The organism is Streptomyces sp. NPDC013457, from assembly GCF_043089925.1.
In the GTDB taxonomy this organism is placed as follows: Bacteria; Actinomycetota; Actinomycetes; order Streptomycetales; family Streptomycetaceae; genus Streptomyces.
Genome location: NZ_JBICBL010000007.1, coordinates 87,513 through 110,485, shown reverse-complemented (window position 1 = coordinate 110,485; position 22,973 = coordinate 87,513). Strand labels below are relative to the sequence as shown.

The window sequence follows — 22,973 nt, the reverse complement described above, 5'->3', positions numbered from 1 at the left end:
CCGCCTCACGACGCACCCCCGTCGCGGGCGCCGTACCCGTCACGGCCGTCGCGGCCCTCGCGGCCCTCGGACCCGTCATGGCTCTCACGGCTCTCACGGCCCCCGCGCGCGGTCGCGGTGACCGGCGGAGGTCCGGGGTCAGGGGTGGGTTCCTGGTCGCCCGCTTCCCCGGGAGCGCGCCGGCCCGCGACCACCACCGCCCACAGCACCCACACCACGGCGAGGAGGCCGCGCAGCCAGGCGGGGCTGAGGGGGATCCAGGGGATCATCAGGACGGCCTTGTCGAAGGCGTCGAGAAGGGTGAGGGCACCCAGGGCGAGGGTGGTCCAGGCGAAGGCGGGGCGGGTGGGGCGAAGGGTGAGGCCCACCACCGTCCACCAGACGCCGATCAGCAGGAGCGCCACGGCCGGGAGGGGGCCGGGGGCGAGACCCAGCGTCGAGCCGGCCACGTCCAGGACCAGGCCCGCGAGGCCCAGGGCGGTCGCCACGCCCGCCGCACGGCTGCCGCGGAGCCTGCGCCACCACAGGCCGCCCCCGACGAGGGCGAGCACGACGGCGGTCCCCAGAGCGAGCTGGGTCTCGACGCGCTGGATGCCCCGCGCGCCGTACCAGTCGCACCCCGCGGGCAGCCGGCGCGCCTGCACGTTGTAGTCGGCGCACACCAGGAGGTGGGCCAGCTTGGCCGGTTCGCCGACGAGCCGGTCCGTGTTCCCGGAGACCTCGCCCCGGCGCTTCCCGCACTCGGGCAGGGCGCCGGGGGTCGACGCCCCGGACGCCCCGCCCTCGGACTGCCAGCAGTTGCCGCCGCCCTGGCCGTCCCACCACACGTCCGTGCGGTTGGGCCGGGAGGCGCCCGCCTTGTCCACGCCCAGGTGGTTGCCCGCGTACCGGTTGTGGTGCGAGGTGTCGCTCTGCTTGCCCCAGGCGGACTCGCCCCGGATGAAGGCGGGGACGGCGCTGAGGAAGAAGGCGGCGCGCTGGTGGCCGTACACCCAGTTGTCCTCGTACAGGTTCCAGTTGCCGCCCGCCGTGATGATGCCCGTGCCCGGCGGCATGGAGATCTGCGGGCAGACGACACCCTGCTCGTAGCCGCGCTCGACGGGCGGCTTGGCGCAGGTGCCGTCGGCGACGTACCGGTAGTAGTTCTGGTTGTTGTCGTGGATCAGGTTCCGTTCGAACCGCGCGTGGTTCTGCGGGAGCCCGGGGTGGCCGGGGAAGGCGGAGTCCATGGACGCGCCGCCCATGTTGTGGTCGAACTCGTTGTCGTGGACGTAGACGGAGTCACCGGCCGTGCCGCTGTAGCCGACCATGTTGTGGTGGCTGCGGCAGCCGGTGATCTCGATGGAGTAGCGCGGGACGTCGTAGCCGCGGCCGTCGTTGATGTCGGAGGCCGAGCCGGGGTAGATGCCGGAGTCCCCGTTGCCGTACGACTCGCAGTTCTTGTAGAGGCCGTGGTCGGAGGCGAAGGTGAGGAAGCCGTACTCGTCGTTCCACCGGGTGAGCACGTCGTCGATGACGAAGCCGTCGGCCGCCAGCACGTACAGCGAGTTGAAGGTGGTCCGCTGGGCGGTGAAGTTGCGGAAGTAGACGCCGTCGGAGCCGTCGGCCCGCAGGGCGTTGAGCTTCGTGTACTTCGCGTCGATGACCACGTCCAGGCGGGAGGCTCCGGTGCCCTCGATCTGGAGGTCCTTCTTGCCGAGGATGGCGACCAGGTTCTGGTTGTGCGGGCACTGCTTCTGCTGCTCGTACGACAGGATCTGGTAGCCGAGTGCCGATTCGGGAGCCTTCAGCGCGGCGCACGCGCCGGTGGGGGCGGGCTGCGAGGGCTCCTCCTCGTAGAGACCGGGCAGGACGGCGATGGTCATGCCGGGCCGGTCGACGGCGTCGACGGCCTGCTGGAGATGGCGGAAGCCGCTCCGCGTGCACCGGTCGAACAGGGCCAGGTTCCGGTCCTTCAGCTCCGCCGGGAAACCGGAGACACGGCGGGTGAAGTCGGCCCGGTCGGTCTTGCAGACCAGCAGATCGGGCTCCCCGGTGCGGAGCACCGGCACGCTGCCGGAGCCGTCGGGGAAGGTGACGGGCCGCTCTTCGTGGGCCTGGGCCCCGGGGGCGGTGACCAGGGCGGCGGCGAGCGCCGCGAGAACGGCCGAGAGCGCGACAAGGAGCCTGTGGGTCCACGACATGGGCGTGAGAGTAGAGCAATGTTCATCTTTTGGAACCCCTCGTGCACGCATCACGTCGAACCGAGACCTCGCCGGACCCCGTTGACGCGAGCGGGCGCGGAATCCTACGGTCATGCATAGGATTGTTTCGGGCGTCAGGACAGGAGCGTGCGATGACCACGGAGAACACCGAGCGGGCGAGAAAGACGGCCGACGGACTCCAGTACTCCACCGGCTTCGGGAACGAGCACGGTTCGGAGGCCGTACCGGGAGCACTGCCGCACGGACGCAACTCGCCGCAGCGCGCACCCCTCGGCCTCTACGCGGAGCAGCTGAGCGGCAGCGCCTTCACCGAGCCGCGCGCCCACAACCGCCGCTCGTGGCTCTACCGCGTCCGCCCCTCGGCCGCGCACCCCCCGTTCACCCGGATCGACAACGGCGCCGTCCGTTCCGCGCCGTTCACCGAGACCGTGGCCGACCCCAACCGGCTGCGCTGGAACCCGCTGCCCGAGCCGGCGCCGGGCACGGACTGGCTCGCCGGTCTCTGGACGCTCGGCGGCAACGGCGACGCGGCCCAGCGCATCGGCATGGCCGTGCACCTGTACCACGCGAACGCCCCGATGGAGCGGGTCTTCAGCGACGCGGACGGCGAGCTGCTGATCGTTCCCGAGCGCGGCGGCCTGCTCCTCCGTACCGAACTCGGCCTGCTCGCCGTCCACCCCGGCGAGATCGCGCTGATCCCGCGTGGTGTCCGCTTCCGCGTCGAGCTCCTGGACGACAGCGCCCGCGGCTACGTCTGCGAGAACTACGGGGCGCCGTTCCAGCTCCCCGACCTCGGCCCGATCGGCGCCAACGGCCTCGCCAACGCCCGCGACTTCCGCGCCCCCGTCGCCGCCTACGAGGACGTCGAGGGTCCGGTCGAGGTCGTCAACAAGTACTGCGGCAACCTCTGGTCCGCGACCTACGGCCACTCCCCGCTCGACGTCGTCGCCTGGCACGGCAACCACACCCCGTACGTCTACGACCTGCACCGCTTCAACGTCATCGGGACGATCTCGTACGACCACCCGGACCCGTCGATCTTCACGGTCCTCACCTCCCCGACCGACACCCCCGGGCTCGCGGGCGTCGACTTCGTGGTCTTCGCGCCGCGCTGGCTGGTCGGCGAGGACACCTTCCGTCCGCCGTACTTCCACCGGAACGTGATGAGCGAGTACATGGGCCTGATCGAGGGCGCGTACGACGCCAAGGCCGAGGGCTTCGTCCCGGGAGGCGGCTCGCTGCACAACATGATGTCCGCGCACGGCCCGGACCGGGAGACGTTCGACAAGGCCAGCGCCGCCGAACTGAAGCCGCAGAAGATCGACGACGGCCTGGCGTTCATGTTCGAGACCCGCTGGCCGGTCACCGCCACCGAGCAGGCGGCCTCGGCCGACCACCTGCAGAAGGGCTACGACGACGTATGGCAGGGTCTTGAGCGCCACTTCCGGCCGTAGAGTCTCGTCGTCCCCGAGCCTCGCCGTCCCCGAGCCTCGTTGTCGTCGTACGGAGAACGCCGTGACCGCCTTCGCCCCCGACTCGCTGGTCCTGAACCGCAAGCTGCCGCTCTGGTATCAGGTCTCGCAGTCGCTGCGCGCCTCCATACTGGGCCGCACGCCCGACGCCTCGCTGCGGCTGCCCACCGAGGAGCAGCTCGCCGCGCACTACGGCGTGAGCGTGCTGACGATGCGCCAGGCCCTCAAGGAGCTGGAGGAGGAGGGCCTGATCAGCAGACACCGGCGGCGGGGCACGTTCATCGAGCCCGGCGCGCGGCGCTCCACCCCGCGCCGGCTGCTCGGCTCGATCGACGCGATCGTGGCCCAGCAGTCCGGCGAGCGGACCACCGTCCTCGGCCACGGCACCGAGCCGGTGCCGGGCGACCTCGCCGAGTTCTTCCCCGACGTCACGGAGGTGGTCGCCTACAAGCGGCTGCGGCGGGACGGGGAGAGCGGCGAGCCCACCAACTGGGCGGAGAACGCGGTACGGCCGGAGGTCGCGGCCGGTCTCGACCCGGCCGACCTGGAGCGCTGGCCGATGACGAAGGTGCTGCGGGACGTGATGGGGGTCCGGATCAGCCGGATCACGGACACGGTCGAGGCACGGCTCGCCGACCCGGAGACGGCGGCGCTGCTCCAGGTGCCGCTGCTCTCGCCGATCCTGCACTACACGGGCGTCACCTACGACGGGGACGGCCGGGTGGTGGACGTGGCCCGGATCCGGTACCGGGGCGACCGGTTCTCCTTCACGGTGACGGTGGAGGCGCACTGAGCCCGCTCGCTAGCATCCGGGGCGTGACCGAAGACGTACCGCTGGACGACGCGCCCCTCCTGGACGAGCTGATGCCCTGGTCCGTCGCGCCGCTGCGACTCGGGCGGTCCTGGATCGTGGCACCCGACGCCCGCACGCTGCGGGCTCGCTGGGACCGGCTGGTCGGGGCGGAGGGCGCCGAACGCGAGGAACTGTTCCGGCCCAGCCGGGCGCGGACGCCGTCGAGCTCCGTGGCGGCGCTGCCGGGGCAGCGGACCGGCACCGTCCGGTTCGCCCGCGAGTCCGGGACCTGCCCCGAACCGGTACGGCTCGCCCACGGCCCGTTCGACGAACAGTGGCTGCTCCCCGACCACCGCCTCATCGACACCGCCCGTCCCGAGCTCTGGCGGGTCGCCGACGAGCGGCAGCTCTTCGCCGTCGAGCAGGGGTACGTGCCGGGCGCGGCCGGTCCCGCGCTGCTGGTGACGGCGGCGCTCCCCGCGGGACGCTCCCCGGCCGGGCGCCCGGGCCGGATCCGCCCGCTGTTCCGTCGCCCCGGGGCCGAGGAGCCGAACGTCGCGCCCGGGCTGCTGCCTCTGCTGGGCGAGCGGTACCGCTGCCGGGTCACCGCCCATGAAGTCCTGGCCTGGGCCGTAGCGGCCGCCCGTCCGTCGCCCGCCGGCTGCCGTGTCCCGCTCCCGGCCCGCCCGGACGTCTGGTCCACGGGTGTGGAACTGGGCAGGGGGCTCACGGACATCCAGCTGAGGGGCGTCCGAGGCGGCGAACGGCCCCGTCTGCCCGGGGGCCGGCGCCCTTATGTGCGCGCGCCGATCCCGGCACGGCCGGGCACGCTTGCGTACGAGCCCGGGGAGGAGACCCTGAGCCTCGACGACGGCCGGATCTCGCCCGTACCCGCCGAGGCGTGGGAGTTCCAGGTCGGAGGCGTACGGATGCTGGAGCAGTGGTTCGCGCACCGGACCGCACCCGCCGAACCCGGCAGCCTGGAGGCCATCGGTCCGGCGGCCTGGCCGCAGGAGTGGACCTCGGAGCTGCTGGAGCTCGTCACCGTCCTCGCGCTGCTCGCCGAGCGGGACCGGGCGCGCGCCGCGCTCCTCGCGGAGGGGCCGTGGCTTTCCGCGGCCGCGCTCCGGGACGCGGGCGTCCTGCCCGTACCGGACACGGCCCGCCGCCCCGCCTCCGTACTGGACCATCAGGAGGAGGGCCCGGAGGGCCAGTTCGCGCTGCTCTAGCGCGCTTCCCGGGTCACCCCGGGGCGAAGGAGTCGAGGACCCGCGCCAGCGTCCGGTCGAAGATCTCCTCGGGATCGGGGCGTTCGGCGCCGGCGGCACCGAACACGGCGGCGAGCCGGGGATAGGCGCCGCCCGCGAGCCGCTCCATGAGGTAGGCCCCGCGCACCGCCTGCTCCTGCTCCTCGGACCAGGGCAGTCCGCGGGCGCGCTCGGCGAGCGCGAGTTCGTTGGCGACGATCGTCATCACGGTGCCGTTGACCGTCGCGATCAGCTCCATCTTGGTGCCGCCGGGCAGGTCGAGGCCGTCCAGGCAGGCCAGGCTCCCTTCGAGGAAGCGCAGCGCGTTGGGCCCGAAGGCGTACCCGGTCGTCATCAGCCGGATCACCCAGGGGTGGCGGCGCAGGATGCCCCGGGCCTCGCGGGCCACCCGGAACATGTCCGCGCGCCAGTCGCCGCTCGGGGGCTCCGGAAGGTCGTACTCACCGCTGACGGCGTCGACCATCAGCTCGTACAGGTCCTCCTTGCGCGGCACGTAGTTGTAGAGCGACATCGTGCCGCAGCCGATGTCGGCCGCGATCCGTCGCATGGAGAGCCCGTCGATGCCGTCCGCGTCGGCGATGCGGACCGCCGCGGCCACGATGTCGGCCCTGGTGTACGCCGGTTTCGGGCCACGGCCCGTGCGCTCGGGGCGCGCCCAGATCACTTCCGGTTCGGCCGCTCGGCCCGCCATCGATCATCACCTCGCCACCATCGTAGTTACGTACGGCGTACGTAGTGAGGTACGGTCGGACCATGACTACTACGTACGCTGTACTTAGTGAGGGACTGGCGAAGCGTTACGGTGAGGTCCGCGCACTGCGCGGACTCGATCTGGCCGTCCCCGAAGGCACGGTCTGCGGTGTCCTCGGCCCCAACGGAGCGGGCAAGACGACCGCCGTCCGCGTGCTGACCACACTGGTCGCACCCGACGCGGGCAGCGCAAGGGTCGCGGGGTGCGACGTGGTGCGCGACCCGGCCGGGGTGCGCAGGCACATCGCGGTCACCGGCCAGTACGCCTCGGTGGACGGCGACCTCTCCGGCGCCGAGAACCTGCGACTGTTCGCGAGGCTGCTGCGCGCCCCGCGCGCCCGGGCCGACGAGCTCCTGGAGCGGTTCGGCCTCACGGAGGCCGCCGACCGTCCCGCCCGTACCTACTCGGGCGGGATGCGGCGCCGGCTCGACCTGGCGGCGAGCCTGCTCGTGCCGCCGCGGGTGCTCTTCCTCGACGAGCCGACGACCGGGCTCGACCCGCACAGCCGGAACGAGATCTGGGACGCCGTACGGGGGTTGGCGTCCCAGGGCACGACCGTGCTGCTCACCACGCAGTACCTGGAGGAGGCCGACCGGCTCGCCGACGACATCGTGCTGATCGACCGGGGCCGGGCCGCGCACCGCGGCACCCCGGCCGAACTCAAGGCGACGATCGGCAGCCGGGCGGAGGTCGTGGTCGCCGACCCCGCCCTGCTGGAGGCGGCGGCGGCCGTGCTCGACCGGCTGACCGGCTCCGCGCCGGTCCTCGACGCCGAGCGCCGCACGGTCGGCGCGGTCACCACGGACACCACGCTCACGCTCCCCCGGATCGTCCGCGAGATCGACGCGGCCGGGGTCCTGATCGTCGACGCGTCCCTGCGTCCGCCCACCCTCGACGAGGTGTTCCTGCGCCTCACCGACCGGAAGGAGCTCGCGGCATGAGCGCGCTCGTCCACGACGGAACCGCGGTGCTGGGCCGCCATCTGACGAAGGTGCGGCGGGCCCCGGCGATCGTCGTCATGACGCAGACGATGCCGATCGTCTTCCTGCTCTTCTTCGGGTACGTCTTCGGCAGCGCGCTCGCCATGCCTGGCACCGAGTACCGCGCCTACCTGGTGCCCGGCCTGCTCGTGGCGACGGCGGCGGGCGGCGTCATGACGGGGATGTTCCAGGCCGCCCAGGACTCGCACCGGGGCGTCATGGACCGCTTCCGGACGATGCCGGTCAGCCGCGCCGCCGTCCCGCTCGGGCAGGCGCTCGCCGATCTCGCGGTCAGCGCGGTCGGCATGGTCCCGATGATCCTCGTCGGGCTCGCCATGGGCTGGCGGATCGAGGGCTCCGCCGCGGAGGCGCTCGGCGCGTTCGGCCTGCTGCTGCTCTTCCGGTTCGCCGCGACCTGGGTGGGGATCCTGCTGGGCCTCGCCTCGCGGAGCGAGGAGGCCGCCGGTCAGCTGGGCAGCGCCACGTTCATGCTGCCGCTGCTCTCGAACGCGTACATCCCGACCGAGAACATGGCGGGCTGGCTGCGGACGATCGCCGAGTGGAACCCGATCTCCGCCGTCACGACCGCGGTACGGGACCTCTTCGGCAACGCGTCCGTCCCGGCCGACGCGGCCTGGCCGGTGACGCATCCGGTGGCCGGCTCGCTGCTCTGGTCGCTCGCGCTGATCGCCGCCTTCGCCCCGGCGGCCGTGCGCCGCTACGCCCGGGGGTGACACGGGCGGCCGACGGGTGACGAGGGTGACGGTGACAACGGCGGTGGCCAGAGGGTAGGGAGGGCTGATGAGCATGCAGCCACTCCCCCTGGACGGGATCACGGTCGTCGCGGTCGAGCAGGCCGTCGCCGCCCCCTTCGCCACCCGTCAGCTCGCCGATCTGGGCGCCCGTGTCATCAAGATCGAGCGCCCGGACGGCGGTGACTTCGCACGCGGGTACGACACGGCGGCGCGCGGGCTCGCCTCGCACTTCGTGTGGTGCAACCGCGGCAAGGAGTCGGTGGCGGTCGACCTCAAGGACGGGCGGGGTCTCGACCTGGTCCGCCGGCTGGTCGCCGGTGCCGACGTCTTCGTACAGAACCTGGCGCAGGGGGCGGCGGCCCGGCTCGGCCTGGACGCGGCCACCCTCTGCGCCGCGCACCCGCGGCTGATCGCGGTCGACGTCTCGGGGTACGGCCCGGGCGGACCGTACGCGCACAAGCGGGCCTACGACATGCTCGTGCAGTGCGAGGCGGGCCTGGTGTCGGTGACCGGGACGGAGGAACAGCCGGTCAAGTCGGGTATCCCCGCGGCGGACATCGCGGCGGGGATGTACGCGTACGCGGGCGTCCTCGCCGCGCTGGTGCGTCGCGGGACGACCGGCCGGGGCGGGCCGGTGGAGGTGTCGCTGCTCGACTCGCTGGCCGAGTGGATGGGGCATCCGCTGCACCACGGGATGCACGGGGGCACGGCACCGGCGCGCACCGGTCTGGCGCACGCCGTCATCGCGCCCTACGACGCCTACCCGACGGTCGACGGGAGCCTGGTGCTGCTGTCGGTCCAGAACGACCGCGAGTGGCGCCGGCTGGCCGAACAGGTGCTGGAGCGGCCGGATCTGGCGGACGATCCGGAGTTCGCGACCAACACCGCGCGGGTGGCCGGGCGTACGCGTACGGACGCGGCGGTGGCGGAGGCGCTGGCGCCGCTGACGGCTGCGGAGGCCCTGGCGCGCCTGGAGGCGGCCGGGATCGCGTGCGCACGGCTGAACACGGTCGCGGATCTGGCGGAGCATCCGCAGCTGGCGGCGCGGGACCGCTGGCGGACCGTCGGATCGGCGGTCGGGCCCTTGCGGGCCCTGCTGCCTCCCGTCACCTTCCCGGACGGCCCGGAAGCCCGGATGGGCCGCATCCCGGCTTTGGGGGAGGACACGGATGCGGTACTCGGTGAGCTGGGCGTGGGTCCGGCGGAGCGGGAGGCACTGCGGGAGGACGGCGTCGTGGCCTGAGGGTCGCGGGGTGGGCGGACGCCGTCGCATGGGTGTGTCCATCCTCCCGCAGAGCTTCTCCCGGGTGACCCCAAGCTCTGCGGATCAGATGCCCACGACCCCGAAGGGGCGCCGTCTAGCCGCGGCTGCCGAAGAGGCTGCGGCGCAGGCGGCGCAGGGGGGCGAAGAGCGAGACGCGCGCGCTCTTGCTGCGGTGGCTGTGCGCGACGTCACGGGACGTCAGCTCTCGCATCAGCAGCGTCGCCTCGGCCGCCTCACGCTGGGGCACGACGGGGCCGCCGAGCACCGCGAGATGACGGTCGAGCCGCGAACTGGTCGCGCTGCTCCCGCACGTGATGGCAGGCACTCGCGGCCTGCTGCGCATTGCTATCTGTTCCATGTCACTCCCCACCCTGACGAGGGCACCCGGCCCGGGCAGGTTAACCCTATCGCCCCGCTGTGACACCCGTGTATCCCGACGGCAGGATTCACCGCACTCGTACGGGTGTTGACGATTACTGTCCGAATCCATCTGATTCCAGGGCGAGTTGGACAGCGCTCGAACACCTGCCGAACCGCCACGAACCATCCTGCACGCACGGCCCTCACCGGGGTGATCTGACGGTGTGTGATCTCCACCACCAAGATCACCCCACACTTTCCCCGTGGTGTTCGAAGTACACGGCCGAGGGGCAGGAATGCTCCACCGGGGCCGTCGAAGGATGGGGACACGCCATGACCGTGATCGCGGGGCGGTACCGGCTCCTGGACGTTCTGGGGCAGGGCGGCATGGGCACCGTCTGGCGCGCCAGGGACGAGGTCCTCGGCCGTGACGTGGCGGTGAAGGAGGTCCGGGCCCCGGCGGGCCTGACCGGGGACGACGAGCGCCGGCTGTACGCCCGGCTGGAGCGGGAGGCCTGGGCGGCCGCCCGGATCTCGCACCGCAACGTGGTGACGGTCTACGACGTGGCCACCGAGGACGGCCGCCCCTGGATCGTGATGGAGCTGATCCCCGGGCTCACCCTGTCCGACGTCCTGGACGCGGAGGGCCCGATGCCGCCGCGGCGCGCCGCGCTCGTCGGCGCCGAGGTGCTGGCGGCCCTGGGGGCGGCGCACGAGGCGGGGGTGCTGCACCGGGACGTGAAGCCGGGCAACGTCCTGCTGGGCAACGACGGCCGGGTGGTGCTGACCGACTTCGGCATCGCTTCGGTGCAGGGGACGTCTCCCCTCACGATGACGGGAGAGCTCATCGGGTCACCCGAGTTCCTGGCGCCCGAGCGGGCGTTGGGGCGGACCCCCGGCCCCGCCTCGGACCTGTGGTCGCTCGGCGTGCTGCTCTACGCGGCCGTGGAGGGCCACTCGCCGTTCCGTCAGGACACCCCGCTGAGCACGCTGCGCGCCGTGGTGGACGAGGAACTGCCGCCGCCGCGCCGGGCCGGGGAGCTCGCGCCGGTGATCGAAGGCCTGTTGCGCAAGGATCCGCGCGAGCGCCTTCAAGCCGCCGCCGCGGAGCGGCAGTTGCGGATCGTGGGAGCGGGCGGCAGCGCGGCGTCGGGCGCGGGGCTCGCGGCGCCGGGCGGGCCGGGGTCTGCGCGGCCGGCAGCCTCGGAGCCGTACGAGCAGGACCGGCGGGGCGCGAGCGGCGACCGCACCCCACCGCTGCCCCTGCCCGTTCCGCCGCCCGCCTCGGACCCGGGAACCCCGGACCGCTCCGGACGGGCCGTCGCCGTCCTCACGGCGGGGATCGTCCTTCTGCTGCTGGCCGTGGGCGGGCTGACGTACGCGCTGCTGCGGAACGAGGGGGACCGCGACCCGGGGCCCGGCGGAGGACCGACGAGCAGCTCCCCGGCGACGAGTCCACCGCCGACGAAGACTCCCTCGACCGGTCCCCCCAGCACCACGCCCACCCCGACCCGCACGACGGCCACGCCGACCACCGCGCCGCCGGCGCCGACGGTCCTGGTCCACGTGCGGGCCGTACGCGACAGCTACAGCGGCCCCTGCCCGCCGCCGGCGGAGCGGGCTCCCGCCTTCGCCGCGACGCTCACGGTGAGCCGCACACCCGCGTCGGTGGAGTACCGCTGGGTCACGGAGAGCGGCGAGAGTTCGGCGGAGGAGGGCTGGCGGCGGCTGGAGTTCCCGGCCGGCGGACCGGAGGAGCGGAGCGTCGAGCACACGGAGCTGACGCACCGGGAGGACGACACCCGCCGGGACCGGATCCGGATGGAGGTGCGCTCCCCGGCCGGGAAGAGCTCGGACTGGGTGGCGTTCTCGGTGACCTGCGAGCAGGCGACCCCGACGGGCGGGGTCACCTACCCCGGGGACAGCCCTAGGCCACAGCCCTGAAGCTGGGCAGGTAGCCGCCGGACTGACCGGAGGCGGTGGGGTGGTACGAGTCCCCGATGTTGAGCCAGTTGACGCTGTGCAGCCAGGCCGAGCCGGAGCAGATCTCGTGTCCGGTGAAGGCGGGGACGACGCTCGCGAAGGTGTAGCCGTGGTCGGCCGCGCGCTTGGCGGTGGCCGCGTTGAGGATGTCGGACCCTTCGTTGATGGCGCGACGCTCGTTCTCGCTCAGACCGGCGACGCAGCTGCCGCCGATCTTGTAGAAGCGCGGATAGCCGAGGACGACGACCCGGGCGTTCGGAGCCTTGGATCTGATGGCCGAATACACGGCGTCGAGCTTCCCCGGGAGGGTGCTGTCGACGTAGGCCTTGGCTTGATTCACGCGGTTGATGCAGGTGGCTTCCGACTGGAGGACACAGGTGGTCATGACGTCGGCGAAGCCGGCGTCGTTTCCTCCGATCGTGATGGAGACCAGGTCGGTGGCGGTGGAGAGGGGTCCGAGCTGTCCGCTCGTGACATCACCCGTTCGGGCGCCCGAGCAAGCGGTGAACGCGAAGGACGAGGGTGAGTTCGCGTTCTTCCAGAGGACGGGGAAGGCCTTGGTGGAGCGCTTGCAGTCGCCGCTGGCGCTGTCGTAGCTCCCGGCACCGACGCCGGATGAGTAGGAGTCACCGAGCGCCACGTAGTCGAGAGCTGCGGTTTCGGCTGCCTGCGCGGTACCCGCCCCGGTGAGGGCGAGGACGGCACCGAGCAGGAGCGAGGACGAGAATGCCACGAATCGGGACCTTTTCATGGAACCTCCCTGTAGCAGGATCTCTGCGCTACTAGGTAGTAGCAGCGCACCGGGCCCGCTGGAAGTGTCCATGCCAAGAAGATTTGGCGAGTAGCCGCCGACGCCCCGTCAGGGAGCGTCGAGATCAAGCCATCTGATGGATCTTGTGCCGAAATGAATTCGCACGACAATGCGCACGAGTTTCATTCGGTCCCAATAACACCACCAGACAAGCGGATTGCGAAAAACCGATCGGGACGGTTCCGTATCCGACCGCCGAAGGGCATCAATCAATAGAATATGGAGTCGCAGATCCAGGGCTTGCCATACAGTCCTATTCATCAATACCGTCGTACATCTCACCCGCATCGGACCGACGCGCTCAACGGCTCAGGGGAGGGCTTCAGCGTCGCGAGGGTCCGGAACGGGGCGCGGTAGGGGGGGCAGTGCCCGGTGTACGCATACGTGCGCCGGGTCGCGTTGCCGCGCGTTCTGAGATGCCGACTCACCCATGCCGTCCTGCGGTTGTCCGCTGTGCGGACAGGGTGAGTACCCCCCTTTCGTAACCGGACAGACCACGGGACAGCCCGGGGGCGGGCGGTCCACCGGACGAGAGGGAAACACCACTCATGAGTTCATTCCTGCACCCGGCCGTCGACCACGAAGCGGTGGACCAGAGCCGAATAGCAGCCCAATACAAGGCGATCACCTCGCATTTGGCGATCACCCCGCCGGTGAGTGTCGTCATCCCCGCGATGAACGAAGCGGAGAACCTTCCGTACGTCTTCAAGTCGCTGCCCGACTGGATCCACGAAGTGGTTCTCGTCGACGGAAACTCCACCGACGACACCGTCCGTGTGGCGCGTGAACTCCGGCCCGACGTCAAGGTCGTCAAGCAGGTCGGCAAAGGCAAGGGCGACGCGCTCATCAGCGGGTTCGCCGCCTGCACCGGCGACATCATCGTCATGGTCGACGCGGACGGCTCCGCCGACGGACAGGAGATCGTCTCCTACGTCTCCGCGCTGGTCGGCGGCGCCGACTTCGCCAAGGGCTCCCGCTTCGCCAACGGCGGCGGCACGGACGACATGACGCCCGTCCGCCGGCTGGGCAACTGGGCCCTCTGCGCCCTGGTCAACCGCAAGTTCGGCGCCCGGTACACCGACCTCTGCTACGGCTACAACGCCTTCTGGCGCCACTGCCTCGACAAGGTCACCCTCGACTGCACCGGCTTCGAGATCGAGACCCTGATCAACATCCGGGTCGTCAAGGCCGGCCTCAAGGTCCAGGAGGTCCCCAGCCACGAGTACCTGCGCATCCACGGCGTCAGCAACCTCAACGCCGTACGCGACGGCATCCGGGTCCTCAAGGTCATCCTGAAGGAGAAGGGCGTCAGACGCGCGGCGCGCCGCAAGCCGAACGCCTTCTCGGTCAACGTTCCCCGGGGGGAGACATCTTGACCGACCATCGGTTCTCCGTCGTGATCTGCGTCTACACGGAGGACCGCTGGGAGGACATCCTCGCGGCGGTCGACTCCGTGCGGGACCAGTCGCATCCGCCCCGGGAGATCCTGCTCGTGGTCGACCACAACGAGCGGCTGCGGGCCCGGCTTTCCGCGCGGTTCACGGACGGGGCGCATCGGACGGAGGAGGTGCGGGTGCTCGCCAACGCGGGCCCCCGCGGCCTCTCCTCCGGACGCAACACCGGAATCGCCGCCGCCCTGGGCGAGTTCGTGGCCTTCCTCGACGACGACGCCGTGGCCGAGCGGGACTGGCTGCGGTTCTTCGCCGAGGCGTACGACGACCCCCGGGTCATGGCGGTCGGCGGGCGGACCGTGCCGGCCTGGGCGTCGGGCCGGCGGCCCGACTGGTTCCCCGAGGAGTTCGACTGGGTCGTCGGCTGCACGTACCGCGGCCTGCCTCCGGGGCGGGCCCGGGTGCGCAACGTGCTGGGCGGCAACGCCTCGTTCCGGCGTACGGCCTTCGACGCGGCGGGCGGCTTCGCCACGGGCATCGGGCGGGACGGTGACCGCCGGCCGCTCGGCTGCGAGGAGACCGAACTGTGCATCCGGCTCTCGCAGGCCCTCCCCGACGCCGTCCTGCTGATCGACGACCGGTCCGTCATCCACCACAAGGTCCCGTCCGCGCGCGAGCGCTTCGGCTACTTCCGTACCCGGACGTATGCCGAGGGGCTCTCCAAGGCGCTCGTGTCCCGGAGTGTGGGCGCGGGCAGGGGGCTTGAGGCGGAACGGCGGTACACCACCCGGGTGCTGCCGGCCGGCGTCGTCCGCGGACTGCGCGACGCGCTGCTCGGCCGCCCGGGCGGCGCGGGCCGGGCGGGCGCCATCGTGGCGGGCGTGACGACGGCGGCCGTCGGCTACGTACGGGGGGCGCTGAGGGCGCGCGGGGACGGGGCCACGTTCTCGTCCGGGCCGATCCCGGACCGCCGGGAAGCCCCGGAGGTGGCCGCGTGAACGAACCCGTACCGATTCTGATGTACCACGCGGTGGACCACGAGCCCGCTCCGGCGACCCGTCGGCTGTCCGTCTCCCCCGAGGCGTTCGCCGCACAGATGACGGTCCTCGCCGACCGCGGGTCCACCGCACTCACCACGGCCGAGCTGGCCGACGCCTGGCGCACGGGCCGGAGCCTGCCCGCGCGTCCGGTCCTCATCACCTTCGACGACGGCTACGAGGGGGTGCACCGGCACGCGCTGCCCGTGCTCGCCAAGCACGGCTTCGCGTCGACGCTCTTCGTCTCGACGGGCTGGCTCCGGGGCCGGCACGAGGAGGGCGGGGCCCTGGACACCATGCTCGACTGGGACCAGGTGCGCGAACTGGCGGCAGCCGGCACGGAGATCGGGGGCCACACCCACACCCATCCGCAGCTCGACCAGGTCGACGAGCGGCGTCTCTGGTACGAGACCCTGCGCTGCAGGGAGCTCGTCCGGGAAGAACTCGGCCGCGCGCCGATGTCGTTCGCGTACCCGTACGGCTACTCCGACCGTCGTGTACGGCGCACCGTCCGCGCGGCCGGGTACGCCCAGGCGCTCGCGGTCGGCAACGCGGCGGCGCGGCGCCGGCAGGGGCCGTACGCGCTGGAGCGGCTGACCGTCCGGCGGTCCACCGGGATCGAGGAGTTCGAACGCCTCGTGGAGGGCCGGGCGATCACCCGCACCTTCGCCGCCGACCGGGCGCTGACCAAGGGCTACGCGCTGGTACGCCGTACCCGTGCCGCGCTCCGCTCGGCGGGGCGGTACGGGCTCTGAGGATCCGGGGCCGTGGCGGGCCCCGGATCGTCCCGTTCAAAACACCGTGCACGGAATGCCCGGTTGCCGGATCATGGTCGCCATGTCTGCCACGCCAGCCGAGGGTTCCACGCCGCCCGGGTCCCTACCGCCCGACGGTTCCGCGCCGTCCGAGCCGCATCGGGCGCTGCCCATCCGACTCAACGTCGACGACAGCGACTCGCCGTCCGACGTCATCGACGCGCTCTTCCTCGGCCGCTTCGCCACGGGCGAGCAGCCGCACTCGCACAGCACGTCCCTGGACCGGGTGAAGCCCGCCGCGACGCTCCTTCCCGCCGGGGCGACGGTGGTGCGCGCGGCCAAGGACGACGACCGCGCCGCCTTGCTCGCCGAGGGCGAGGGCTGGACGCTGCTCGTCTCCCGCTGGAACCGCGGCGCGGACGTCACCGTCACCGCGACCGCGCCGGAGCTGGCGGAGAGGATCCTCAAGGAGGCGACGGACGGGGCGAAGGACGAGCCCGAACCGCAGCCCGAGAACGTGACGATGGGCTTCTGGTACGTGTCGCCGCGGCGCGGCCCGCACCGCACGACCCGGCAGATCAGCGCCGGGACCTGGGAGGAGATCCGGCCGAACTACACGGCGCCCGTCGCCGACGCGATGGACCGGCTGATGAAGGTCACCCCGGACGACATCGCGGGCCGGCTGCTGCTGCTCCACGGGCCGCCCGGCACCGGGAAGACCTCGGCGCTGCGCACCCTCGCCCGCTCCTGGCGGGACTGGTGCCAGGTGGACTGCGTCCTGGACCCGGAGCGCCTCTTCAACGACGTCGGCTATCTGATGGACATCGCGATCGGCGAGGACGAGGGCACGGCGAAGGGGCGGTGGCGGCTGCTGCTCCTGGAGGACTGCGACGAGCTGATCCGCGGCGAGGCGAAGCACACTGCGGGGCAGGCCCTGTCCCGGCTGCTGAACCTGACGGACGGGCTGCTCGGCCAGGGCCGGAACGTCCTCGTCGGCGTCACGACCAACGAGGACCTGGAGCGGCTGCACCCGGCGGTGGTCCGCCCCGGCCGCTGCCTGGCGCGGATCGAGGTCGGCGGGCTGACCCGGAGCGAGGCGGTGGGGTGGCTGGGCGGCGAGGAGGGCGTGGGCCGCGACGGCGCGACTCTGGCGGAGCTGTACGCCCTGCGGCGCGGCACCTCGGCCCCCGGCCTCCCGGAGCCGCGCATCCCGGACGCGGGGCTGTACCTGTAGGACGGGCCCCTGCGGGCCCTGGCCCCGGAGCGCCGGGGGCGGTGCAAGGGCCCGCCACGCCGTGCGTACGCCCTCCGCCGTGCGGGACGAGCTGCGGGACCGATCGCTGCCGGACGCCCCGCCCGGGACGGCTCAGTCTCCGTACGCCGCCCTCAGCGCGTCCGCCACCGCCGCCGACGCGGCTTCGTGGGTGAGGCCGAGGCGCCTCGCCTCCCCCGCGTACGTCGCCGCCGCGCCCGCCGCCAGGCGGGCCGCCGCGTCGCCCGCCGCCGCGACGAACGTGCCGTGCCGGCCCCGGGTCTCGATGACGCCGTCCGCCTCCAGCGACTTGTACGCCTTGGCGACCGTGTTCGCCGCGAGGCCCAGCTCCTCCGCCAGGCCGCGTACCGTCGGCAGCTTGTAGCCGACCGGCACCGCGCCGGAGCGGGCGCGCTCCGCGATCTGGGCGCGCAGTTGTTCGTACGGGGCGGTCGACGAGTCCGTGTCCACGGTGATTCGCAATGTCACGGCCCGATTCTCCCCCCGCCCCGGGGGAAAATGGGAGGCGGCCGCGCCACATCGGCCCGTACCGTGCGGCACCATGACTGTGATCGTCCGTGACGTACGACCGGAGGACGCCGAGCACTTCGCGCGCGTCCGGCGCGCCGCTCTCCCCTTCATGCTGACGAACGCCGCCCAGGTGGCCTTCGACTGGGCCCACGCCCATCCCGACGCGCACAGCCGGCCGCTCGTCGCCGAGATCGGCGGCGAGATCGTCGGCACCGCCCAGCTCGGCCTCGTTCACGACGCGCCGGAGCCCGGCGTCGGCTCGGTCAACATCTACGTCCACCCGGAGAAGCGGGGGCTCGGCGCCGGCACGCTGCTCGTGCGCGCCGCCGAGGAGCACCTCGCGCGGTGCGGGGCGACCTCGGCCTTCAGCTGGGTGCTGGACGGACCGGAGTTCCGCGGCTTCGCCGAGCGGCGTGGCTACGCCGCCCGCCGTTCCGCGCACTTCCTCCGCCTCGACCTCGGCTCCGCCGAGCTGCCGCCGCTCGCCGAGCCGCCGGCCGGTGTCGAGCTGCGCAGTGCCGCCTCGTTCGCCGCCGATCCCCGTCCGCTGTTCACCCTCGACGCGCTGACCACGGCCGACGAGCCGGGTGACGTCGGCGCCGAGCTGACGGACTACGAGCACTGGCTGGCGACCACCTGGAACCATCCGCTGTTCGACGCCGAGCTGACCACCGTCGCGGTCGTCGACGGCCGCCCCGCCGCGTTCAGCGCCGCCCAGACCGACGGCCGGGGACGGTACCACTCCGGGATGACCGGCACCCACCCGGCCTTCCGCGGGCGCGGCCTCGCCAAGCTCGCCAAGAACCACTCCCTGCACCGGGCCCGGGCCGCCGGTTGTACGGAGGCGTTCACCGGGAACGACGCGGGCAACGGGCCGATGCTGGCGATCAACACGTGGTTCGGGTACGAGATCTGCGCGACGGAGGTACGTCATGCCCGCACGCTCGGTTGAGGTCGTGCTCGTGAAGGCGGGCCGCACGAAGATCCGCTACCCCGCCGAGGTCCTCTCGGACGACGGCACCCGGCTGTCGGTCCGCGCCCCGTGGGCGGCCGAGGGGGTGCGGGACTTCGGCTTCGTACGGTTCGAGCCGGGTGACGTGTTCGTGGAGCACTACTGGCGCGACCGCTGGTACGCGGTCAAGGAGGTCCGCTCCTCGGAGGGGACGCTCAAGGGCTGGTACTGCGACGTCACCCGGCCCGCCGAGGTCGTGGGGGCGGAGGTGGTGGTCGAGGACCTGGACCTGGATCTGTGGGTGTCGGCGGACGGCAGCGAGGTGCTGCGGCTCGACGAGGACGAGTTCCGGGCGAGCGGCCTCGCCGCCTCCGACCCGGAGGCGGCGGCCCGCGCCGTCGACGCCCTCGACGAGCTCGAACTGCTCGGCCGCGAAGGGCTCGTCCGGCTGCTCGGCGTCAGCCGAGGATGACGTCCGACTCCTGCACGGCCAGGAAGCCGGGCAGGGGTACGCCCAGCGGTCCCGAGGGCGTGAGCTGCATCAGGGTCGCCTTCACTCGGGCCGCGCCGGTCCGGTAGCCGGGCTCCTTGAGGACGGCCGTGTTGGACCAGTCGCGTACCTGGCCGTCGCAGACGGCGCGGGTGCCGCCGATTCCGGCGGAACGGTCCGCCTGGACCAGCGTGCTGCTGACGAAGACCGGTCCCGCGCTGTCGTCGAGGCAGCGGTACGTGCCGGAGACGGTGACCGTTCCGTCGGCGGTCACGGTGCCGTACGCGTCGACGGAGAGGTCGTCGGCGGCCGCGTGGGCGGCACCGGCCGCGGCGGCGACCAGCAGCGAGCCCAGCGAGAGGGCGAGACGGATGCGCATGGGGGTGATCCCTTCGGGGTGGGGGGTGTATCGCCCGCCAGGGATATCGGATCAAGCCCCGAAGTGGCCGAAACTCACCCTATCGGGGGCGAGTTGAGACGCTTGCGGTAATGAATACGGTCGTACGGTCCGTCCAGTCGCCGCTCGACGACCTCGTAGCCGTACCGCTCGTAAAGCTTCTGGTTCTCCCACATCATCGCGTTCGTGCGGAGCCGGACCTCGGGAAGCCCGAGTGCGCGGGCGCGGTCCTCCACGAACGCCAGGAGCCGTCGGCCGAGACCGGTGCCCTGGGCGTCCGGGTGGACGGCGATGTTGTCGAGATACAGGTGGTCGGCCTCGGCGCTGAGGACCACGAGGCCGACCACCGGGTCGCCCGCCACGAACACCCGCCCGGCGGCGACGTCCGCCGCGTGATCCGCCTCCATGGGGCCCGGCACGAGGCCGATCCGCTCGATGTAGTGGTGATAGGCCGTGTCGGTCACGGCCTTCACCCGGGGGACGTCGGTGCTCGTCGCACGGCGGATCTCTGTCATGCCGACACGTTACGACGGCGGACGACCACCTTCCTCAGCAGCGGCCAGGCCAGGAGGACGGCGATGACGGCGTACACCGCCACCGAGAAGGGCGTGTTCACCAGGCCGGTGAGCGAGCCGTCGCTGATCTGGAGGGCACGGCGGAGCTGCTGTTCGGCCGCCGGGCCGAGGATGACGCCGATGACGGCGGGCAGGACGGGAAGTCCGTAGCGCCGCATGCCGAAGCCGATCAGGCCGACGATCAGCAGGATGACGAGATCGAGCGCCTCACCGCCGACCGCGTACGCGCCGACGGCGGCGAAGAAGAGGATGCCGGCGTAGAGGTAGGGGCGCGGGATGCGGAGCAGCTTGGCCCAGACGGGCGCGAGGGGCAGGTTGAGCGCGAGCAGCAGGACCATGCCGACGAAGAGCGAGGCGATCAGCCCCCAGACCAGGTCGGGTTCGCGCTCGAAGAGCAGCGGTCCCGGCTGGATGCCGTACTGCTGGAAAGCGGCGAGCATGACGGCGGCGACGGCGGTCGTCGGCAGTCCCAGCGTCAGCATCGAGACGAGCGTCCCGGCCGCCGAGGCGGAGGCGGCGGACTCGGGTCCCGCCACGCCCTCGATGGCGCCCCTGCCGAACTGGTCCTTGTGCTTCGAGAACCGCTTCTCGGTGACGTACGAGAGGAAGGTCGGGATCTCGGCGCCGCCGGCCGGGATCGCGCCGAAGGGGAAGCCGATGACCGGGCCGCGCAGCCACGACTTCCAGGTGCGCCGCACGTCGTCCCTGCCGAGCCACGGCCGGCCGACCGGGATGGCCTCCCCCGCCGTCCGGCGCAGATGCGCGGCGACCCAGAGTGCCTCGCCGATGGCGAAGAGGCCGACCGCGACGATCACGACGTCGATGCCGTCGGCGAGCTGGAGCGATCCGAAGGTGAGGCGCTGCTGCCCCGTCATCTGGTCGAGACCGACCAGGCCGAGGGTGAGGCCGATGAGGAGCGAGGCGAGGCCGCGGATCCGGGAGGAGCCGAGGACGGAGGTCACGGCGATGAACGCGAGGACCATGATGGCGAAGTAGTCGGGCGCTCCGATGTCGACGGCGAGCGCGGCGACGGTCGGGGCGAGGGCGACGAGCAGGAGCGTGCCGATCATGCCGCCGGTGAAGTGGCCTATGGCGGCAGCCGCGAGCGCCTGTGCGCCACGTCCCGCCTTGGCCATGGGGTTGCCCTCCAGGGCGGCGACGACGGCCGCGCTCTCGCCGGGGGTGTTGAGCAGGATCGAGGTGGTGGAGCCGCCGAACATGGCTCCGTAGTAGATGCCGGCGAACATGATGAAGGCGCCGGTCGGTTCCAGTCCGTACGTCACCGGGAGCAGCAGGGCGACGGCCATGGCGGGGCCGATGCCGGGCAGGACGCCGATGGCGGTGCCGAGGAGCACGCCGATGGCGGCCCACAGCAGGTTCATCGGGGTGAGGGCGGTACCGAATCCGTCGATCAGGGAGTTCAGTGAGTCCATGGTCAGAGCACTCCCATCAGCGGGCCGCCGGGCAGCGGAACTCCGAGCAGGCTGTCGAAGACGACGTAGGTGAGGAGGGAGAGCCCGGCGGCGATCAGCGGGTCGCGCCGGAGGTGGCGGCTGCCGAGCGCGTAGGCGGCGCCCCAGAAGAGCAGGGCTCCGGAGACGGGGAAGCCGACGGGGCCGATGAGGACGGCGAAGGCGAGGAAGACCCCGGCGAGGAGCAGGACCGTGCGCCAGTCGGCGGGCTCGGACAGGTCGACGTCCTCGCCGCCCTCGGACTCGCCGCGGCCGCCGCGCAGGACGTCGATCGCGAGGAGGACGGCGACGACGAGCAGACCGGCGCCGACGACGACGGGGACGGTCTTCGGGCCGACGGGCCCGCGCTGGGCGATGTCGACGGTCATGGTGAGGGCGTCGGTGAGGACCAGGACGCCGATGAGGAAGAGGAGGGCGCTGACGCCGAGTTCGGAGTGCTCGCGCAGCCAGGAGGAGGCTCGTCTGCCGGTGGTCGTCGTCGTCACAGTCCCAGCTCCTTCAGCACCGACGCGACCTGCGCGTTCTCCTCGGTGAGGAAGGTGCCGAACTCCTCCCCGGGCAGGAAGGCGTCGTTCCACCCGTTCTTCCTCAGCGACTCGCGCCACTGCGGGGAGTCGCGCAGCTCGGTCGCCAGGCCGACGAGCTTGTCGCGCTCGGCGTCGGAGAGGCCGGGCGGGGCGACGATGCCGCGCCAGTTGATGAACTCGGTGTCGAGCCCCGCCTCGCGCAGGGTGGGGGCGTCCAGGCCGGGGACCCGCTCCGCGCCGGTGACGGCGAGGAGCCGCAGCTCGCCGGACTCGATCTGGTCGAGGTACTCGCCGACGCCCGAGACGCCGAAGGCGACCTTGTCGCCGAGGATGGAGGCGAGGAGCTCGCCGCCGCCGTCGAAGGGGATGTAGTTGACGCTCTTCGGGGCGATGCCGGCGGCCCTGGCCATCAGCATCGGCGCGAGGTGGTCGGGCCCGCCGGGCGCGGAGCCACCGCCCACGGGCAGCTTGCCGGGGTCCTTCCTCCAGGCGGTGAGCAGGTCCTGGATGGTCCTGTACGGGGAGTTCTTGCCCACCACGACTATGTCCTGCTCCATGGTGAGCCGGGCGATCGGGGTCGTGTCGGCGAGGGTCTTCGGGGTCTTGTTGGTGTGGACGGCGCCGACGACGCCGAGGCCCATGGACATGGCGAGCCTGCCGTTGCCGTGCTCGCCGACGAGCCGGGTGAGGCCGACGGTGCCGCCGGCGCCGGGCAGGTTGAAGACCTCGATGCCGGTGGTGAGACCGGCGTCCTCGGCGTTCTTCGCCGCCGTGCGGGCGGTGATGTCGTATCCGCCGCCGGGCGTGTTGGGGACCATGAAGCGCAGGCCCGGGATCCGGGTGCCCGTGTCGGAGCCGCTGCCGGTGGCGAGCAGGGGCGGCCCCACCAACACCAGCAGCGCGGCCCCGAGCAGGGCGAGGGGGGTGCGCAGACGCACGTGTGCCGCCTCTCG

At 72.4% G+C, this 22,973-nt stretch carries 23 protein-coding genes; 13 read left to right on the top strand and 10 right to left on the bottom strand.

The window, feature by feature from the left end:
• Positions 1-5: 5 nt before the first annotated feature.
• Complete coding sequence (locus tag ACF1G2_RS19995; RefSeq protein ID WP_391799551.1) at positions 6-2,183, bottom strand: right-handed parallel beta-helix repeat-containing protein; 2,178 nt, start codon at positions 2,181-2,183, stop codon at positions 6-8.
• Between the two features lie 152 nt (positions 2,184-2,335).
• Between ACF1G2_RS19995 and hmgA the strand changes: the two genes are divergently transcribed.
• The 3 genes from hmgA (at position 2,336) to ACF1G2_RS19980 (ending at position 5,698) form a co-directional block, all read left to right on the top strand.
• The gene (hmgA, locus tag ACF1G2_RS19990) at positions 2,336-3,658 is read left to right on the top strand and encodes a homogentisate 1,2-dioxygenase (protein WP_391799550.1); all 1,323 of its coding nucleotides are present in this window, start codon (positions 2,336-2,338) and stop codon (positions 3,656-3,658) included.
• Between the two features lie 61 nt (positions 3,659-3,719).
• Complete coding sequence (locus ACF1G2_RS19985; protein WP_391799549.1) at positions 3,720-4,469, top strand: GntR family transcriptional regulator; 750 nt, start codon at positions 3,720-3,722, stop codon at positions 4,467-4,469.
• 14 nt (positions 4,470-4,483) lie between these two features.
• Positions 4,484-5,698 (top strand): type ISP restriction/modification enzyme, encoded by a 1,215-nt coding sequence (locus ACF1G2_RS19980; protein ID WP_391799840.1) that lies wholly within the window; start codon positions 4,484-4,486, stop codon positions 5,696-5,698.
• Positions 5,699-5,711: 13 nt separating this feature from the next.
• Here ACF1G2_RS19980 and ACF1G2_RS19975 read toward each other — a convergent pair whose 3' ends face one another.
• Positions 5,712-6,428: a TetR/AcrR family transcriptional regulator gene (locus ACF1G2_RS19975; protein ID WP_391799548.1), complete on the bottom strand. Its 717-nt coding sequence runs from the start codon at positions 6,426-6,428 to the stop codon at positions 5,712-5,714.
• A 62-nt stretch (positions 6,429-6,490) separates the two neighbouring features.
• Here ACF1G2_RS19975 and ACF1G2_RS19970 point away from each other — a divergent pair, with 62 nt between their 5' ends.
• The 3 genes from ACF1G2_RS19970 to ACF1G2_RS19960 all read left to right on the top strand — a co-directional run bounded on the left by ACF1G2_RS19970 (position 6,491) and on the right by ACF1G2_RS19960 (position 9,466).
• The gene (locus ACF1G2_RS19970) at positions 6,491-7,429 is read left to right on the top strand and encodes an ATP-binding cassette domain-containing protein (protein WP_391799547.1); all 939 of its coding nucleotides are present in this window, start codon (positions 6,491-6,493) and stop codon (positions 7,427-7,429) included.
• A complete protein-coding gene (locus ACF1G2_RS19965) occupies positions 7,426-8,202 on the top strand; it encodes an ABC transporter permease (RefSeq protein WP_391799546.1) in 777 nt (258 codons plus the stop codon). The genes ACF1G2_RS19970 and ACF1G2_RS19965 overlap by 4 nt, the downstream gene beginning before the upstream one ends.
• Positions 8,203-8,269: 67 nt before the next feature.
• Positions 8,270-9,466 (top strand): CaiB/BaiF CoA transferase family protein, encoded by a 1,197-nt coding sequence (locus ACF1G2_RS19960; RefSeq protein WP_391799545.1) that lies wholly within the window; start codon positions 8,270-8,272, stop codon positions 9,464-9,466.
• Between the two features lie 115 nt (positions 9,467-9,581).
• Here ACF1G2_RS19960 and ACF1G2_RS19955 read toward each other — a convergent pair whose 3' ends face one another.
• The gene (locus ACF1G2_RS19955) at positions 9,582-9,845 is read right to left on the bottom strand and encodes a hypothetical protein (protein ID WP_391799544.1); all 264 of its coding nucleotides are present in this window, start codon (positions 9,843-9,845) and stop codon (positions 9,582-9,584) included.
• Positions 9,846-10,180: 335 nt separating this feature from the next.
• Between ACF1G2_RS19955 and ACF1G2_RS19950 the strand changes: the two genes are divergently transcribed.
• Positions 10,181-11,791: a serine/threonine-protein kinase gene (locus ACF1G2_RS19950; protein WP_391799543.1), complete on the top strand. Its 1,611-nt coding sequence runs from the start codon at positions 10,181-10,183 to the stop codon at positions 11,789-11,791.
• Here the strand turns inward: ACF1G2_RS19950 and ACF1G2_RS19945 are convergent.
• Positions 11,775-12,581 carry an SGNH/GDSL hydrolase family protein gene (locus ACF1G2_RS19945; RefSeq protein ID WP_391799542.1) on the bottom strand — a complete coding sequence of 269 codons (807 nt, stop codon included), beginning with the start codon at positions 12,579-12,581 and terminating at the stop codon, positions 11,775-11,777. The genes ACF1G2_RS19950 and ACF1G2_RS19945 overlap by 17 nt on opposite strands.
• Before the next feature lie 608 nt (positions 12,582-13,189).
• On the opposite strand from ACF1G2_RS19945, the gene ACF1G2_RS19940 reads away from it, so the two are divergent.
• The 4 genes from ACF1G2_RS19940 to ACF1G2_RS19925 all read left to right on the top strand — a co-directional run bounded on the left by ACF1G2_RS19940 (position 13,190) and on the right by ACF1G2_RS19925 (position 17,058).
• A complete protein-coding gene (locus ACF1G2_RS19940) occupies positions 13,190-14,017 on the top strand; it encodes a glycosyltransferase family 2 protein (protein WP_391799541.1) in 828 nt (275 codons plus the stop codon).
• On the top strand, positions 14,014-15,030 hold the full coding sequence (locus ACF1G2_RS19935) for a glycosyltransferase family 2 protein (protein WP_391799540.1): 1,017 nt from the start codon (positions 14,014-14,016) through the stop codon (positions 15,028-15,030). Before ACF1G2_RS19940 ends, ACF1G2_RS19935 begins: the two co-directional genes overlap by 4 nt.
• A 20-nt stretch (positions 15,031-15,050) precedes the next feature.
• Positions 15,051-15,824: a polysaccharide deacetylase family protein gene (locus ACF1G2_RS19930; protein ID WP_391799839.1), complete on the top strand. Its 774-nt coding sequence runs from the start codon at positions 15,051-15,053 to the stop codon at positions 15,822-15,824.
• A gap of 73 nt (positions 15,825-15,897) precedes the next feature.
• A complete protein-coding gene (locus tag ACF1G2_RS19925; RefSeq protein WP_391799539.1) occupies positions 15,898-17,058 on the top strand; it encodes a DUF5925 domain-containing protein in 1,161 nt (386 codons plus the stop codon).
• 132 nt (positions 17,059-17,190) lie between these two features.
• On the opposite strand, the gene ACF1G2_RS19920 is transcribed toward ACF1G2_RS19925, so the two are convergent.
• Entirely contained in the window at positions 17,191-17,565 is a 375-nt protein-coding gene (locus tag ACF1G2_RS19920; protein WP_352189921.1) for a GntR family transcriptional regulator, read from the bottom strand.
• Positions 17,566-17,638: 73 nt separating this feature from the next.
• Here ACF1G2_RS19920 and ACF1G2_RS19915 point away from each other — a divergent pair, with 73 nt between their 5' ends.
• Together ACF1G2_RS19915 and ACF1G2_RS19910 are read left to right on the top strand one after the other, a co-directional pair.
• Positions 17,639-18,559 carry a GNAT family N-acetyltransferase gene (locus ACF1G2_RS19915; RefSeq protein WP_391799538.1) on the top strand — a complete coding sequence of 307 codons (921 nt, stop codon included), beginning with the start codon at positions 17,639-17,641 and terminating at the stop codon, positions 18,557-18,559.
• Positions 18,540-19,031 (top strand): DUF402 domain-containing protein, encoded by a 492-nt coding sequence (locus tag ACF1G2_RS19910; RefSeq protein ID WP_391799537.1) that lies wholly within the window; start codon positions 18,540-18,542, stop codon positions 19,029-19,031. Before ACF1G2_RS19915 ends, ACF1G2_RS19910 begins: the two co-directional genes overlap by 20 nt.
• Here the strand turns inward: ACF1G2_RS19910 and ACF1G2_RS19905 are convergent.
• The 5 genes from ACF1G2_RS19905 to ACF1G2_RS19885 all read right to left on the bottom strand — a co-directional run bounded on the left by ACF1G2_RS19905 (position 19,018) and on the right by ACF1G2_RS19885 (position 22,958).
• The gene (locus ACF1G2_RS19905; protein WP_391799536.1) at positions 19,018-19,428 is read right to left on the bottom strand and encodes a DUF6299 family protein; all 411 of its coding nucleotides are present in this window, start codon (positions 19,426-19,428) and stop codon (positions 19,018-19,020) included. The two genes, ACF1G2_RS19910 and ACF1G2_RS19905, sit on opposite strands and share 14 nt — an antisense overlap.
• Before the next feature lie 74 nt (positions 19,429-19,502).
• Complete coding sequence (locus ACF1G2_RS19900; protein ID WP_391799535.1) at positions 19,503-19,961, bottom strand: GNAT family N-acetyltransferase; 459 nt, start codon at positions 19,959-19,961, stop codon at positions 19,503-19,505.
• Positions 19,958-21,454 carry a tripartite tricarboxylate transporter permease gene (locus ACF1G2_RS19895; protein WP_391799534.1) on the bottom strand — a complete coding sequence of 499 codons (1,497 nt, stop codon included), beginning with the start codon at positions 21,452-21,454 and terminating at the stop codon, positions 19,958-19,960. Before ACF1G2_RS19895 ends, ACF1G2_RS19900 begins: the two co-directional genes overlap by 4 nt.
• A 2-nt stretch (positions 21,455-21,456) precedes the next feature.
• On the bottom strand, positions 21,457-21,978 hold the full coding sequence (locus tag ACF1G2_RS19890) for a tripartite tricarboxylate transporter TctB family protein (protein ID WP_391799533.1): 522 nt from the start codon (positions 21,976-21,978) through the stop codon (positions 21,457-21,459).
• A complete protein-coding gene (locus ACF1G2_RS19885) occupies positions 21,975-22,958 on the bottom strand; it encodes a Bug family tripartite tricarboxylate transporter substrate binding protein (protein WP_391799532.1) in 984 nt (327 codons plus the stop codon). Before ACF1G2_RS19885 ends, ACF1G2_RS19890 begins: the two co-directional genes overlap by 4 nt.
• Positions 22,959-22,973: the final 15 nt, after the last annotated feature.

What these genes read in the sequence shown, in the direction of transcription:
- ACF1G2_RS19945 (WP_391799542.1), bottom strand. Translation starts at nt 12,581, where the DNA reads ATGAAAAGGTCCCGATTCGTGGCATTCTCGTCCTCGCTCCTGCTCGGT.
- ACF1G2_RS19930 (WP_391799839.1), top strand. Translation starts at nt 15,051, where the DNA reads ATGTACCACGCGGTGGACCACGAGCCCGCTCCGGCGACCCGTCGGCTG.
- ACF1G2_RS19915 (WP_391799538.1), top strand. Translation starts at nt 17,639, where the DNA reads ATGACTGTGATCGTCCGTGACGTACGACCGGAGGACGCCGAGCACTTC.
- ACF1G2_RS19970 (WP_391799547.1), top strand. Translation starts at nt 6,491, where the DNA reads ATGACTACTACGTACGCTGTACTTAGTGAGGGACTGGCGAAGCGTTAC.
- ACF1G2_RS19925 (WP_391799539.1), top strand. Translation starts at nt 15,898, where the DNA reads ATGGTCGCCATGTCTGCCACGCCAGCCGAGGGTTCCACGCCGCCCGGG.
- ACF1G2_RS19940 (WP_391799541.1), top strand. Translation starts at nt 13,190, where the DNA reads ATGAGTTCATTCCTGCACCCGGCCGTCGACCACGAAGCGGTGGACCAG.
- ACF1G2_RS19905 (WP_391799536.1), bottom strand. Translation starts at nt 19,428, where the DNA reads ATGCGCATCCGTCTCGCCCTCTCGCTGGGCTCGCTGCTGGTCGCCGCC.
- ACF1G2_RS19965 (WP_391799546.1), top strand. Translation starts at nt 7,426, where the DNA reads ATGAGCGCGCTCGTCCACGACGGAACCGCGGTGCTGGGCCGCCATCTG.
- ACF1G2_RS19995 (WP_391799551.1), bottom strand. Translation starts at nt 2,183, where the DNA reads ATGTCGTGGACCCACAGGCTCCTTGTCGCGCTCTCGGCCGTTCTCGCG.
- ACF1G2_RS19960 (WP_391799545.1), top strand. Translation starts at nt 8,270, where the DNA reads ATGAGCATGCAGCCACTCCCCCTGGACGGGATCACGGTCGTCGCGGTC.
- ACF1G2_RS19950 (WP_391799543.1), top strand. Translation starts at nt 10,181, where the DNA reads ATGACCGTGATCGCGGGGCGGTACCGGCTCCTGGACGTTCTGGGGCAG.
- ACF1G2_RS19910 (WP_391799537.1), top strand. Translation starts at nt 18,540, where the DNA reads ATGCCCGCACGCTCGGTTGAGGTCGTGCTCGTGAAGGCGGGCCGCACG.
- hmgA (WP_391799550.1), top strand. Translation starts at nt 2,336, where the DNA reads ATGACCACGGAGAACACCGAGCGGGCGAGAAAGACGGCCGACGGACTC.
- ACF1G2_RS19900 (WP_391799535.1), bottom strand. Translation starts at nt 19,961, where the DNA reads ATGACAGAGATCCGCCGTGCGACGAGCACCGACGTCCCCCGGGTGAAG.
- ACF1G2_RS19975 (WP_391799548.1), bottom strand. Translation starts at nt 6,428, where the DNA reads ATGGCGGGCCGAGCGGCCGAACCGGAAGTGATCTGGGCGCGCCCCGAG.
- ACF1G2_RS19955 (WP_391799544.1), bottom strand. Translation starts at nt 9,845, where the DNA reads ATGGAACAGATAGCAATGCGCAGCAGGCCGCGAGTGCCTGCCATCACG.
- ACF1G2_RS19895 (WP_391799534.1), bottom strand. Translation starts at nt 21,454, where the DNA reads ATGGACTCACTGAACTCCCTGATCGACGGATTCGGTACCGCCCTCACC.